The following is an 11785-nucleotide window of genomic DNA, read 5'->3' as shown; positions in this document are numbered from 1 at the left end:
CATGGGTGGAGGGATGCGCAGTCCGGGCGGGGGTCAGGAGTAGTAGCCGTCGCGCAGGACGATGCCGTGCTCGATCCACGCCTTGAGCGAGTCGAGCATCTGGGTCCACCCCATGCAGTTGCGGAAGGCGGCCTGCGAGCCGTCGGGGGTGTTGCGCCATGCCGACTCGGTGATGGTGACGAGCGTGCGGGCACCCGCGTCGACCGGCTCGAGCTCGAAGACCACGGTGGTCTGGTCTGCGACGCCCGCGATCGCGTCCCATGCGATGACCAGGCGTCGGGGAGGGTCGGCCTCCACCGCGGTCACCGGGAAGCGGCCGGGATGGTCGGCGAAGTCCCAGGTGACCTCGCCGCCGGGCTCGAGCCGGCCGCGCGCGCCGCCGGTGGCGAAGTACTGGGAGAGCTGTGCAGGATCGGCGATGGCCTCGTACACGGCGGCGGCGGGACGCGCGATCCTGCCGGACACGGTGAACGAGAGCTTCTCAGGCATATCGTTCATGTTGTAGTTTTACAACATGACGGACCGGGACGACAAGGCCTCCGACGACGATCGCGTGTTCAAGGCGCTCGCCAACCCCCTCAGGCGACGCATGCTCGACGCACTGCGCGACGCGCCGCGGACGACGGGCGAGCTGTGCGCCGCGCTCCCCGAGCTCGACCGGACCACGGTGCTCCAGCACCTCAAGGTCCTGGAGGCCGCGGCGCTCGTCTCCGGGCGCCGGGTCGGGCGGGAGCGCCACCTGACCCTGTCGCCCCTCCCGATCAAGCGGATCCACGACCGGTGGATCGGGGCCTACGCCCAGGCGGCCGTCGACCTGCTCGCGAGGCTCGACGACGACGCGTGACGCATCCATGTCGCGGGAAGCCTTGCCGCTAGGGTGTGGCCACCAGACCTGGGGGGATATCACCATGACCATGACGTTCGGACGCGCCGCCGCGGCGCTGCTCGCCACCACCGCGCTCACGTTCGCACTCTCCGCCTGCGGCCCGGAGCCCGAGGAGGACGCGCCGGCCGTCGACACCGTCCCGGAGGAGACCGCCGAGCCCGCCGCAGAGGAGACCACCGAGCCCGCCGTCGAGGACGTCGCCGACACTGGCACCTCCGCCGCAGAGTCGCTCGGGACCTACATCAGCCTGGTCGAGGACACCGTCCCGAGCATCCTCGAGTCGTTCGGAGGGGTGTACGACTCTCTCGAGGTGACCGGCGAGGCGCCCGGGACCGTGATCTACACGTACACGTTCGCCGACGAGGTCGACCCGGCCCTCGGCGCCGAAGGCCTCGACGCGATGGTCTCGACGCTCCAGGAGCTGTGCGACAGCGTGGTGTTCGACGAGATGGCGCTCTACGACGTCACCGAGGACCCGACCGTGGTCTACACCTACCTCAACCCCGACGGCTCGGAGATCTGGTCGCACGCCTTCGTGCCGTCGGCCTGACCCGCAGCAAGCCGAAGGCCCGGATCGCGGCGCGTCCCACCACGATCCGGGCCCCTGCTCGGGCGAGCAAGGTCAGCCGGTGACGCCCACGATCTCGTTGGTCGCGACGCCGACCTCGACCGACTTCCAGATCTCGCCGCCGACGTAGTCGACGATGTGGATGGTGCCGGTCGCGGGCTCGGTCACGTAGGCCATGCCAGCGAGGACGGTAAGGGCCGGGTGCGCGGTCTGCCACTCCTCGGGCGCCTCCCACGCGTCGATGACGTCGATGCTGCGGATCACCTCGCCGCTCGCCGAGTCGATGACGCGCAGCGCACCGTCCGTGCCGAGCACCAGGGACTCGCCGCCCGTACCGCGCACCAGGCCGCGCCACGTGTACTCGGCGTCCGCCCCCTCGAACGGATCGACGACGTCGATGGTCTCCGCCTCGGGGTCGATCAGCACGATCTCCGTGAGGTTGATGCCGCCCTCGGGGTCGGTCTTGCGGTCCCCCAGGACGATGTTGTGGCCGTCCACCGAGAAGAGGTTGCCGGTACGCGCGTAGTCGAGGCCTGCGTCGAGCTTGTGCACGTGGTCGCCGTGGAACACGAGCGCGCCGTCCTCGCAGCCGACCATGAAGAGCTCGTCGCCGTCGGAGGTGGTGAAGGCGGTCTCGCCGTGGACGCCCGGGCAACGCTCGCTCGAGGCGAGCGCCGCATCGTCCTCACCCAGGAGCATCGCGCCGGTGCGGCCGTCCTCGTCGCCGAGGGTGACCAGGAGCTCGCCGCCGTCGCTCGCGACCGCCACGCCGTGGTGGGCGGCAGCGGTGACATACGAGCGGACCACGTCGAGGTGCCCCTCCTCCACCATGTGCTCCCACTCGTCGGCCTCGACCACGGTGACCTGTCCGGTGCCGTCGTCGAAGAACGCGGCGAGGCCGTCGTGGACCACCAGGTGGCCGGGGACCTCGGCCTCGATCATGAGATCGGTGAGGACGGGCTCGGACGTGAAGTAGTGCGCGTGGTCGCCGTGCGCCTGGCTCCAGGTGCCGGCGTCGAGGATCTGAAAGCCGCCGGTGGTCGAGACGCCCACGTGGCGGCCGTCGCCCGCGACGTTGAGCCGGTTGAAGCCCGCGAGCGCGATGTCGGCCTCGGTCTCGAGCGTGTTGGCGTCGAGGACCAGGATGCCGCCGTCGTACGTGACCACGATGCGCGGCGTCTGGGCGGCCATCTCGGTCGAGGCCGCGGTCGCCCCCTCCGCCTCGTGGTCGTGGTCGTCGTGGGCCTCGTGCTCGACCGCGTCGGAGGAGGCCGCGACCTCCACCTCCTCGGGCGAGCATGCGACGAGTGCGAGGACGAGGGCCGAGGCGCCCGCCATGGTGGCGGCGCGCTTCCCGAGCGGGGTAAGGGTCATGAGAGTGAGGCTTCCTAGCTGCTGTGGACGCGCCCAGCCGGGCGCATGCCGTCACCTTAGACGATAACGGGAATGATTATCAACATCATGAAAGAGGACGACTGATCCCGCCCGACCCGTCCGGGCGCGGCTACGCTCCGAACGTGGGCCAAGGAGGTCGCTCATGGAGGCATCGGACGCGGCGTATGCGCTGCTCCTCGGCGCGGTCGCCGCGTTCAACCCGTGCGGCTTCGCGCTGCTGCCGGCCTACCTCACGGTCCTGATCACCGGCAGCGCGGGGGCGCACGAGGCGGCCGTGCCGCGCGCGATCGCGCTCCGCCGCGCCCTGGGCTTCGCGGCCGCGATGACGCTCGGCTTCGTCGCCGTGTTCACCGGCTTCGGTCTGCTGTTCGCCGGGGTGAGCCTGGGCCTGCAGGCCACGGTGCTGCCGTCCATGTCGTGGGTGACGCTCGTGCTCGGCCTGCTGGTGATCGTGCTGGGCATCGTCATGACGCGCCACGGGGAGCTCCGCGGTCCCGGACTGGGCGCGCTCGCGCGTGCCGGCCGGGCGCCGGGGCGCACCCTCTGGTCGCAGGCGGGCTACGGTGCGACCTTCGCGCTGGCGTCGCTCAGCTGCACCATCGGGCTGTTCCTCGTGGTCGTGACGCAGGCGCTGGCCGCCGCCGGACCTGTGGCGACGGTGACGCCGTTCCTCGCGTACGGCCTCGGCATGGGCGCGTCGGTCGTGCTCGTGTCGCTCACGGCCGCGATCGCGGGGACGGGACTCGCGGCCGCCGTGCGACGGCGCACCCCGGCCCTGATGCGCATCGGCGGCGTGCTCATGATGCTCGCAGGCGTCTACGTCGCCGTGTTCGCGCTCGCCGAGATCCTGCCGCGCCACGGCGTGCACACCCTCGACGGCGTGCTGCTCGCGACGTCCCGGTGGCAGTCGGCGGTGACGCTGGCGATCCGTTCCTGGGGCACGCCGGTGCTGGTCGCGCTGGTCGCGCTCGCCGCGCTCGCCGCGGCGGCGGTCCTGGTCGCCGCGCGACGGGCGGAGCGCGGGGCGGAACACGCACGCGTCTCAGGCGCGCCCCGCCCCCGGCGGTGATCAGACCAGGCGGATGCCCCAGGACAGCGCGTGCTCGGCGCCCGGCTCCAGCGTGATGAGATCGTCACCCGTACGGAACGCGTCCGCGATGCACGTCATGGGCTCGATGGCGACGCCGGCGCGGCGCACGCCCGCGACCTCGTCGCCCGTGCAGATCTGCCAGGCCTTGGCCTCGGCGTCGGCCCAGATCTCCACGGTGCGGCCATCGGCCCAGCCCAGGCGCGCCCACGAGCGGCCCTCGGCGTCCGGGATGACGTCCAGCCACGCATCGTCGAACGCCACGTCCTTGAGCGGCCACGCGGCCCGGAGGTCGAAGTCGCCCTCCACCGGGACCTTGCCCGTGGGGAGCAGGCGGTCGTCGACGGTGACGCGGGACGCCGCGTCGAGCTGGAGGGTGCACTCGTCGAGCGGCGTGCCGCCCGGGGCGAACCACGGGTGGAAGCCCAGGCCGTACGGCAGCGGCTCGGCGCCGACGTTGCGCGCGACCGTGGTGATGGTGAGACCGTCCTCGCCGAGCGCGTAGGTGGTCGCGAGCGAGAGCTGGAACGGGTAGCCGGGGCTCGCGGCGAGGACGTAGGCGAGGGTGACGTCGGTGTCGGTCCGCGACTCGACGGTCCAGTGCGCGAAGCTCACCATGCCGTGCAGCGCGGTGCCGCGGCCGGGCTCGGACACCGGCACCTGCAGCTCGCGTCCGCCGAACTCGTACTGGCCGTCGCGCAGGCGGTTCGGCCACGGCGCGAGCACCATGCCGTGGAACGCCGCGGGGAGCTCGTCGGCCGGGAACGGGATGACGACCTCGCGGCCACCGACCGTGTACTCGCGGAGCGCGGCCCCGAGGGTCGCGATGGTGGCGACCTGGTCGCCCGAGGTCAGGGTGATCTGGTCACCGGAGATGAAGTTCATGTCCCGAGGCTATTGCGTCCCGACCGGGACCGCGCACCCGAGCAGACCCCTCAGGTGGCGGCGATCTTCTCCGCGTAGTCCACCAGGTCGTCCGCCGTGACTCCGCCGCCGAGCGTGTACGCGTCGCCCGAGTCGTCGATCACCAGGATCGTCGCCTGGCTCACCACGTCGAACCGGCGCCACAGCGCGCCGTCGAGGTCGACCACGTGCGTCATGCCGCCCACGTCGGCGTCGTCGACGAACTGCTTCATGTAGTCGAGGTCGTCCGACATCCCCGCCATCCCGATCACCTCGATGCCATCCGGCAGCTGCGGCAGCGCGGCGGAGATCTCCCCCGCCTCCGCGAAGCACGTGGGGCACCACGGCGCCCAGAACCACAGGATGACGTCGCGGTCGTCGATGCTGAGGCCGTCGAACTCCTCGCCGGTGGTCGTCGTCGCGGTGAAGGCGAAGGCGTTGTCCGGGTCGGACGACGCGGACGCCGACTCGTCGTCGACCATCTCCTCGCCCGAGGCCTCGGGGGTTGACCCTCCTTCGTCGGAAGGCCCGGCCGCGTCCGATGAGGCACCGGCCTCCGCCTGCATGGTGCCGGCTCCCGCAGCATCGTCCTCGGCGTCCGTCGCGCAGCCCGCGAGGGCTCCCACGACCCCTAGCATCCCGGCTGCCGCCAGCATCGTCGCTCGTCGCATGGGCTCATCCTCCTCGTCGCGGTGGTGTCGCGCCAGGCGTTCGGAGCGAGGACCGAGGTGGATGGGTCCTAGAGGTCCCGCGCCATGTCGGTGAAGTGCGCGTAGTCCTTGCGGAACGCCACCTCGATCGTGTCGGTGGGTCCCGCACGGTGCTTGGCGACGATGAAGTCGGCCTCGCCCGGACGGTTGTCACGGTCGTACACGTCCTCGCGGTGCAGCAGGATGACGATGTCCGCGTCCTGCTCGATCGCTCCGGACTCACGCATGTCGGACAGCATCGGCTTCTTGTCGCCGCGCTGCTCGGACCCACGGTTGAGCTGCGAGATCGCGATGACCGGCGCCTCGACCTCCTTCGCCAGGAGCTTGAGCGCACGAGAGAACTCGGAGACCTCCTGCTGGCGGGACTCCACCTTGCGGCCGGACGTCATGAGCTGGAGGTAGTCGACCACGATCAGCTTGAGATCGTGCTGCTGCTTGAGGCGACGGCACTTCGCGCGGATCTCCATGAGCGACATGTTGGGGCTGTCGTCGATGAACAGCGGTGCCTTCGCGACGGTCGCGGCCGTCTGCGCGAGGCGCTCCCAGTCGTTCGGCCCCATCGGACCCTTGGTGAGGTTCGAGAGCTTGACGCTCGCCTCCGCGGAGAGCATGCGCTTGGTGATCTCCTCGCGGCTCATCTCGAGCGAGAAGATGACGGCGGTCTGGTTGTGGTGGATCGCGCAGGATCGCGCGATGTCCAGACCCAGCGTGGACTTGCCGACCGCCGGACGCGCGGCGAGGACGACCATCTGGCCCGGCTGCAGGCCACCGGTGAGATCGTCGAGCGCGCGGAAGCCGGTCGGGACGCCGCGCAGCGAGCCGTCGCGCGACGATGCCGCGTCGACCTCCTCGAGCGTGCGCTCCATGATCTCGCCGATCGGGAGGTAGTCCTCGGAGTTGCGGCGCTCGGTCACCGCGAAGATCTCGGACGAGGCGGCGTCGACGATCTGGTCGACCTCCGCGCCCTCGCCGTCGTAGCCGAGGTTGGCGATGCGCGTGCCCGCCTCGACGAGCTTGCGCAGGATCGCCTGCTCGCGGACGATGCGTGCGTAGTAGCCCGCGGATGCCGCGGAGGGAACGGACGCGATGACCGTGTGGAGGTACTCGGCGCCGCCGATCTTCGACAGCTCGCCCTGGCGCTGGAGCTCCGCGCTGACGGTGAGGGCGTCGACCGGGTCGCCGGCGTTGTAGAGCTTCACCGCGATGTGGAAGATCGTCTCGTGAGCCGGCTTGTAGAAGTCGTCTCCGCGGATCTCCTCGATGACGTCCGCCATCGCGTCCTTGGACAGCAGCATCGCGCCGATCACGCTCTGCTCGGCCTCGAGGTTCTGCGGGGGCAGGCGGTCGAACGAGTTGCGCGATCCCGGGTCCTGCCCGTATGCGGCCTCCAGCTCGTCGACGGACATCCCGCTCCTCTCTCCGGTCCACATCCAGTGTCCCGCCGGGGTGTGACAGCCGGCTCAGACACGCGAATGTAGGTCCCGATCCGCGGCCCCACAAATCGAACGTGAACGCTCCCGTGGACAACCCCGTGGACAACTCCGCCGCGCCTGGGGAGGGCCCGTGGACAACAGGCGTGACGGCATGTGGACAACGGTGTGGATGACTCAGTCGAGAACGGAGAATCTGACGCAATACCTGCATGGTCGGTCGCGATGATGCTGTGGATAAGTCGGTGGACCCAAGTCCCCGGCGTGTCGCCTCCCGGCGTGTCGCGTCTCAGGGTGCCCGAATTCGGACATCTCCGCGCAAACGTTCTCCACGCGGCGGCCGGCGACGGCCTGACGCGGCCGGGCTCGCGCCGCCGGAATGCCCGGAGCCGGCCCCGGCGCCACCATCCCGACGTGGTAGCCCTGGGTCGGTTCTCGCCGCTCTCGCCCTCACCGTGGTGGCCCATGGTCGCCGGCCCCGGGGCGGCGACACCCATCGACCACTGCCGCGCGACGATCGTTCGGAAGCGACCAAGGGCTACCAGTTTGCGGGCGGCGCCGCCGGGGCAGCGTGGTTCGGGCAGGGGAAGCCCCGGGCATGCGAAAGGCCCGGGCCTCCCGAAGGAGGACCCGGGCCTCGCGACCTGGCGAACCAGGAACTACTTGGCGGCCACCACGTTGACGGTGACGTTCGCGGCCACGTCCGAGTGAAGGGAGATCTTCACCTGGTACTCGCCCAGCGCCTTGATGGGCTGCGCGATGTGGATGCGACGCTTGTCGACGGTCGCACGGTCGCCGATGGCGTCCGCGATGTCGGCGGGCGACACGGCGCCGAAGAGGCGACCGGCCTCGCCGGCCTTGGCCGACACGGTGACGGGAGCGGACTGCAGCGCGTCGCGCGCAGCCTGAGCACCCTCGATGGTGGCGATCTCCTTGGCGCGACGCGCCTTGCGGAGGGCCTCGATCTGCTTCTCGGCGCCGGCCGACCACGGGGTGGCGAGCTTGCGCGGAACCAGGTAGTTGCGGGCGTAACCGTCCTTGACGTCGATGACGTCGCCGGCGATGCCGAGGCCGGAGACCTCGTGGGTCAGGATGACCTTAGCCATGTGAGATCCCCCGATCAGCGGCCGGAGCCGGAGTAGGGAAGGAGCGCCATCTCGCGCGCGACCTTGATCGCGCGCGCGATCTCGCGCTGCTCCTGGACGGTGACACCGGTGACGCGGCGCGAACGGATCTTGCCGCGGTCGGAGATGAACTTGCGAAGCAGCGCGGTGTCCTTGTAGTCAACCTTGTCGACCTTGGCGGCCTTGAGCGGGTTGACCTTCTTGCGCGGCTTGCGGATGTCGTGCTTAGCCATGTTGAAGACTCCTGAAGAAAAGTACCTGATCAGAACGGCGGCTCGTCCGACGCCGGGGCGGTCGCCCACGGGTCGTTCGAGGAGCCGCCGGCCGGCGAGCTGCTGTAGCCACCGCCCTGGTTGCCGCCGCCGAAGCCGCCGCCGCCCCCGCCGCCGAAGCCGCCGCCCTGGCCGCCGCGCTGCGTGCGCGTGACCTTGGCGGTGGCGTAGCGGAGGGACGGACCGACCTCGTCGACCTGCATCTCCATGACGGTGCGCTTCTCGCCGTTCTGCTCCCACGAGCGCGCCACGAGGCGCCCGGTGACGATCACGCGCATGCCCTTGGTGAGGGACTCTGCGACGTTCTCTGCGGCCTCACGCCACAGGGAGCACCGCATGAACAGGGTGTCACCGTCCTTCCACTCGTTCGACTGACGGTCGAACGTGCGGGGGGTGGACGCCACCGTGAAGTTGACGACGGCCGCACCGGAGGAGATGAAGCGAAGCTCCGGGTCTCCGGTGATGTTGCCGACCACGGTGATCTGAGTGTCGCCTGCCATGTTGTGTTCCCCTTGGTTTCGCGTGAGTGCTGGTGAGAGTCGGGAGAGAGCAGCCCTTAGCGGGCGTCCGGACGGAGCAGCTTGGTGCGGAGGATGGTCTCGTTGAGACCCAGCTGGCGCTCCAGCTCCTTCGCGGTGGCGGACTCCGAGGTGAAGTTCACGACGGCGTAGATGCCGTCGTTCTTCTTCTTGATCGGGTAGGCCAGACGGCGGCGGCCCCAGATGTCGAGCTTGTCGACGGTGCCGCTGTCACCGGTGATGACCTGAAGGTACTTGTCGAGCGACGGCTGAACCGTGCGCTCGTCGATCTCAGGGTCGAGGATGATCATCATCTCGTACTGACGCATCGATACCCACCTCCTCTGGACTCATGCGGCCACGGACGTTCCGTGGCAGGAGGGTTGATGCTGCGCGCCTCGCCTGCCGGGTGGCCGGGTCGAACGCGACGGTCAAGGATACCGTCTGCGCCCGACAACGGTCCAGCGCGTTCGTCCTGGTTCCTCGAGGCGCCGGGCGGACGCGCCCGTAGACTGGCTCGCGCAACGGATTGGGGTGCAGGTGAAGCAGGTACTGGTCGTGGGCCTCGGCGGCGACATCGGGACGTATGCGTTCCAGCGGGCCGCGCATGAGCGCCTCGGCTGGGAGTCGCTGGTCCTGGGCCCGCGCGTCACCACGTTCGGCAAGCACTCGACGCTCGCGCGCTGGATCATCGAGCCCGACGTCTTCGAGCCCGAGACTCTGCTGCGCCGCCTCGACGAGATCGCCACGGACCACCCCGAGCACGTGCTCATGCTCTTCACCAACCTCGACTTCCATGTCCGCCTGCTCGCGGAGCATCGTGACCGCCTGGACCCCCGATGGGTCCTGCCGCTGCCCGACCTCGCGATGTTCGACGCCGTGTCCTCGAAGGTCGCGTTCGCCGCCGCGTGCGACCAGGTGGGCATCCGCACCCCCGTGACGATCCCGGTCGGCTTCACGCCGGAGGCCCTCGCCACCGGCGCGGTGACCACCGCCGACGCCCTCGCGCGGCTCGAGTCGGCGGGGCTCGACTGGCCGGTGATCGGCAAGCCCGCGGACAGCTCCGACTGGTTCGAGGTCGAGTTCCCGGGCAAGCAGAAGATCCACCACTTCACGTCCGCGGAGGAGATCGCCGCGGTGCTCGGCCACCTCGAGGCGGCGGCGTACCCCAGCGAGTTCCTGCTCCAGGAGTTCGTCCCGGGCGACGAGACGTGCATGCGCTCGCTCACGGCCTACCGCGACCGCACGGGCGCGGTCACGCTCGTGGGCGGCGGCCAGGTCCTGCTCGAGGAGCACACCCCCGGCACGCTCGGGATCCCCGCCGCGATCCTCACCCACGTCGACCAGGAGGCCTTCGACGCCGCCGCGCGCCTCCTCGACCACGCCGGCTACCAGGGCTTCGCCAACTTCGACTACAAGGTCTCGTCGCGCACCGGCGAGAGCATCTTCTTCGAGGTGAACCCGCGCATCGGCCGCAACAACTTCTACGTCACCGCCGCCGGCGTCAACGTGGCCGAGGTGGTCGCGCGCGACCTGCTGCCCGAGACCGTGACCGGCGAGGCCCCCGTGGCGCCGCAGGTCCCTCAGGACCAGGTGCTCTACTCCGTGGTGCCGTACCGGTTCCTGCTGCGCTACGTCGCGGACCCCGCGCTGCGCGCGAAGGTCAAGGCCGCGAAGCGCCGCCACGGCGTCGCGCACCCGCTGCGCTACCGCGGCGACGGCTCCCTCAAGCGCCGCCTGTGGGTCCGCGCGCTCGACCTGCGGCTGGTGCAGAAGTACCTCGAGCACTACCCGCGGCCCACGGATTCGGGCTTCTAGCGCCGTTAGGCTCGGCCCATGAGCCTTCCCACGCCGCTGCGCGTCGAGGTCGTGTCCGACGAGCGCTTCCTGGAGCTCGCGCGTCGCGCCGACCACCCCGTCCCGATCGAGCAGGCCCCGGCGTGGGACGCCTACGACGCCGCGGTGCCCGGGCGCGAGCACCTGGACCGCCTCGCGGTCCTGGCGGCGGACGATGCGCCCGTCGCGGTGGTCTCCGTGTCGCGGTACGAGGTCCGCGGCTTCCCGTACGTGTGGGCCAAGCACGGCCCCATCCCGCTCGTCGAGCGGACCCCGGGCAACGAGAAGGCCATCCGCGACGCGCTGGTCGCCGACCTCAAGGTGCGCTACCCGTGGGCGACGTTCCTGCGCATGCACGCGCGCCACGCCGCCCCCGACCTTCGGGAGCTGCTCCAGACGGTGACGTTCGACCACACCGTCATCATCGACCTCACCCCTGACAGCGACACGATCATGTCCACGTTCTCCAAGCGCGGCCGCTACAAGATCCGCCGCACCCTTAAGGACGAGGCCATGACGGTGACCGAGGAGACCGGCCTGAGCGCCGAGCAGTTCGAGGAGCTCTACGCGATCTACCGCGAGACGGCGGAGGGCGCCGGCTTCGGCATCTTCCCGGCGGACATGTACCTCACGATGCTCGACGCGCTCGCGCCGCACACCCGGATCTGGGTCGCGCGGCGGCACGATGCGGGCGAGGACGGCACGCTCGCGCCGGGTCGCGCGGTGGCCTGGGTGCTCGCGGTGGTGCACGAGGACGGCGGCACCGACTACTACGCCGCCAACAACCTCGAGGCGCGCGACACCAACGCGGCCCTGCGCATCAAGTGGGAGATCCTCATGACGCTCAAGGCGGAGGGCGTGCGCGAGTACGACCTCTTCGGCGTGGGCTCCGCGCGCGCACCGCAGCTCATGGGCGTGCGCGAGTTCAAGCAGCAGCTCGGCGAGATCGTCGAGTGCGACGGCGCTTGGGACGTGCCGCTCAAGCCCCTCCGCTACCGCGCGCTGGTGGCCGCCCTGAGGCTCAAGCGGGCCGTCGCCCGCTGAGCCCCACGGCGG

The 11785-nt window shown here is 70.5% G+C and carries 14 protein-coding genes; 5 read left to right on the top strand and 9 right to left on the bottom strand.

The genetic code is table 11. The features are described from left to right. Nucleotides 1-33: 33 nt before the first annotated feature. Entirely contained in the window at nucleotides 34-498 is a 465-nt protein-coding gene (locus AOM06_RS10320) for an SRPBCC domain-containing protein (protein ID WP_062305518.1), read from the bottom strand. A gap of 16 nt (nucleotides 499-514) precedes the next feature. Between AOM06_RS10320 and AOM06_RS10315 the strand changes: the two genes are divergently transcribed. Both AOM06_RS10315 and AOM06_RS10310 read left to right on the top strand, forming a co-directional pair. Continuing rightward, on the top strand, nucleotides 515-844 hold the full coding sequence (locus tag AOM06_RS10315; RefSeq protein WP_062305515.1) for an ArsR/SmtB family transcription factor: 330 nt from the start codon (nucleotides 515-517) through the stop codon (nucleotides 842-844). Between the two features lie 64 nt (nucleotides 845-908). Further along, entirely contained in the window at nucleotides 909-1436 is a 528-nt protein-coding gene (locus tag AOM06_RS10310; protein WP_062305512.1) for a hypothetical protein, read from the top strand. A gap of 72 nt (nucleotides 1437-1508) precedes the next feature. On the opposite strand, the gene AOM06_RS10305 is transcribed toward AOM06_RS10310, so the two are convergent. Then, entirely contained in the window at nucleotides 1509-2828 is a 1320-nt protein-coding gene (locus tag AOM06_RS10305) for a hypothetical protein (RefSeq protein WP_062305509.1), read from the bottom strand. A gap of 163 nt (nucleotides 2829-2991) precedes the next feature. Between AOM06_RS10305 and AOM06_RS10300 the strand changes: the two genes are divergently transcribed. Beyond that, on the top strand, nucleotides 2992-3918 hold the full coding sequence (locus AOM06_RS10300; protein WP_062305506.1) for a cytochrome c biogenesis CcdA family protein: 927 nt from the start codon (nucleotides 2992-2994) through the stop codon (nucleotides 3916-3918). On the opposite strand, the gene AOM06_RS10295 is transcribed toward AOM06_RS10300, so the two are convergent. The 7 genes from AOM06_RS10295 to rpsF all read right to left on the bottom strand — a co-directional run bounded on the left by AOM06_RS10295 (nucleotide 3919) and on the right by rpsF (nucleotide 9222). Continuing rightward, the gene (locus tag AOM06_RS10295; RefSeq protein WP_062305503.1) at nucleotides 3919-4821 is read right to left on the bottom strand and encodes an aldose 1-epimerase family protein; all 903 of its coding nucleotides are present in this window, start codon (nucleotides 4819-4821) and stop codon (nucleotides 3919-3921) included. Nucleotides 4822-4871: 50 nt separating this feature from the next. After that, nucleotides 4872-5510, bottom strand: coding sequence for a redoxin domain-containing protein (locus AOM06_RS10290; protein ID WP_062305500.1), 639 nt, complete (start codon nucleotides 5508-5510; stop codon nucleotides 4872-4874). A gap of 68 nt (nucleotides 5511-5578) precedes the next feature. Next, nucleotides 5579-6955, bottom strand: a complete 1377-nt coding sequence (gene dnaB / locus AOM06_RS10285) for a replicative DNA helicase (protein ID WP_062305498.1) — start codon at nucleotides 6953-6955, stop codon at nucleotides 5579-5581. Nucleotides 6956-7638: 683 nt separating this feature from the next. Then, nucleotides 7639-8085, bottom strand: coding sequence for a 50S ribosomal protein L9 (gene rplI / locus AOM06_RS10280; RefSeq protein ID WP_062305495.1), 447 nt, complete (start codon nucleotides 8083-8085; stop codon nucleotides 7639-7641). Nucleotides 8086-8099: 14 nt separating this feature from the next. Then, a complete protein-coding gene (rpsR, locus tag AOM06_RS10275) occupies nucleotides 8100-8336 on the bottom strand; it encodes a 30S ribosomal protein S18 (protein ID WP_062290299.1) in 237 nt (78 codons plus the stop codon). A 29-nt stretch (nucleotides 8337-8365) separates the two neighbouring features. Further along, nucleotides 8366-8875 (bottom strand): single-stranded DNA-binding protein, encoded by a 510-nt coding sequence (locus tag AOM06_RS10270; RefSeq protein WP_062305491.1) that lies wholly within the window; start codon nucleotides 8873-8875, stop codon nucleotides 8366-8368. Between the two features lie 56 nt (nucleotides 8876-8931). Further along, nucleotides 8932-9222, bottom strand: coding sequence for a 30S ribosomal protein S6 (rpsF, locus tag AOM06_RS10265; RefSeq protein ID WP_062305488.1), 291 nt, complete (start codon nucleotides 9220-9222; stop codon nucleotides 8932-8934). A 211-nt stretch (nucleotides 9223-9433) separates the two neighbouring features. On the opposite strand from rpsF, the gene AOM06_RS10260 reads away from it, so the two are divergent. Then, the gene (locus AOM06_RS10260; RefSeq protein WP_082105524.1) at nucleotides 9434-10711 is read left to right on the top strand and encodes a carboxylate--amine ligase; all 1278 of its coding nucleotides are present in this window, start codon (nucleotides 9434-9436) and stop codon (nucleotides 10709-10711) included. An 18-nt stretch (nucleotides 10712-10729) separates the two neighbouring features. Beyond that, entirely contained in the window at nucleotides 10730-11773 is a 1044-nt protein-coding gene (locus AOM06_RS10255) for a lipid II:glycine glycyltransferase FemX (RefSeq protein ID WP_062305483.1), read from the top strand. Nucleotides 11774-11785 lie beyond the last annotated feature (12 nt).

The sequence above is a fragment of the Demequina subtropica genome (assembly GCF_000971235.1).
In the GTDB taxonomy this organism is placed as follows: Bacteria; Actinomycetota; Actinomycetes; order Actinomycetales; family Demequinaceae; genus Demequina; species Demequina subtropica.
Note: the sequence above shows the minus strand (reverse complement) of the source record. Positions and strands in the feature narration are given on the sequence as shown.